At 46.9% G+C, this 1,477-nt stretch carries 1 protein-coding gene and 1 pseudogene; one reads left to right on the forward strand and one right to left on the reverse strand.

The window, feature by feature from the left end; genetic code table 11:
- Window positions 1–417 (reverse strand): annotated as a pseudogene (locus V7Z60_RS10150) (hydroxymethylglutaryl-CoA reductase, degradative); the annotation flags it as partial.
- 72 nt (window positions 418–489) lie between these two features.
- On the opposite strand from V7Z60_RS10150, the gene V7Z60_RS10155 reads away from it, so the two are divergent.
- Window positions 490–1,269, forward strand: a complete 780-nt coding sequence (locus tag V7Z60_RS10155; RefSeq protein ID WP_334117683.1) for a substrate-binding periplasmic protein — start codon at window positions 490–492, stop codon at window positions 1,267–1,269.
- The last annotated feature ends 208 nt before the right edge of the window (window positions 1,270–1,477 follow it).

The raw sequence follows: 1,477 nt of genomic DNA on the forward strand, positions 1-1,477 counted from the left end.
ATCATCTGCAACTTTAAGGATATCCTTTTCAAGCATTTCCAATTTTCTTTTCATTTCAGGGGCATCGCTGACGTTTTCAAGGACAATCTGGCCGATCATCAGCCTGCTTTCAGTCTCGGCCCTGAACCCGCCTGATTTCCTGACAATCGAACTGCCGTGACTTGCAGCAGCAATCACGGAAGGCTCCTCGGTTGCCATCGGAACCAGATATTCGATTCCGTTGACGACCAGATTAAGTGCCACCCCTTCAGGAAGATGATACTCTGAAATGAAGTTTTCAATCATCGTTTCGCCAAGGTCCGGGTTTTGGGCACAGTCCTTTAAAATTTCAACCTGTTCATCAGAAATAGTATGCTCATTTAAAATCTCGAGTCGTTCCTGCCACGTCTTGCGATAGTATTTTTCGAATCCTTGCATTTGATTGCCCCCTGTCCTTCGATTATTATATAATATTGTCGAGTCAGTTCATAGTTTCGGAGGAATAATTTAATGAAGCAAAAAAAAATCCTGGCGGCACTCCTTGCTGCATTTTTCATCATGCTTTTCCCAGTCAATGCCGATGCAAGCATGACGGTCGGCATCCTGAAGGACAACGCCCCTTACAGCACCTTTTACCGGAAGAAGGCCCGTGGACTGGAGCCCGAAATTGCCAGAAAACTGACGAATGACTCTGTCAGCTTCAAGGCATATGACACCAGAAGAAAACTTGAAGCGGCACTGAAGAAGCGGCAGATTCAAATCGCATTCGGTTCGATTGATGCGCTTAACGTCAACCAGGACGTTTTCGACGTTTCAGAACCGTATCTCTACGAACCAAACATCCTGTTCAGGCGACATGACGGCAAAAGGAAAACGCTCGAAAAACTGGCGAACAAGCCAGTCGGAATGCTCACTGACGGCAATCAGACCCAGCTTCTGAAAAATTTGCTCCTTAAGCCGCGTTATTTCAAGAACATCAAGGCCATGGACAAGGCACTTGCAGAAGGAAAAATTCATGCCGCGATTCTGAGCGACTACGAATATTCGAACTATCTTAAAGACCACCCTGAACACGTCAAAGCCGCTGATGCGACAAATGATGAACAGACTGCAGACCTTTTCGTCAAAATCAGCGATCCTGCCATTACCTCGTCGCAGTTTGTCGCAGTTACGTACAAAAACGAAGAACTTTTGAAGAAAATCAACAGCGCCATCAGCTCCATGCATGATGACGGCACTCTTCAGGAATTGTCGCAAAAATACCTGGGCAAGGACATTTCATTGCAGTAATCCGGTGCTTTTCAGCAGACCGCAGCTAAGGTTGCGGTTTTTTCATTGCGTTGATTCAGCTTTTCGCCAGGGAAAATGCATTTCCTGCAAGAAAAGATCCGTGCCATCACGGCACGGATCTTCATCACCATTCAGTTGTACGGTGCTGAGCGCTCGGTCGTCCAAAGCTTGCGTACGGGCTCATGACCGCTCGCTTCCACACCTTGTC

It is taken from the genome of Ligilactobacillus sp., assembly GCF_036846325.1.
GTDB lineage: Bacteria > Bacillota > Bacilli > Lactobacillales > Lactobacillaceae > Ligilactobacillus.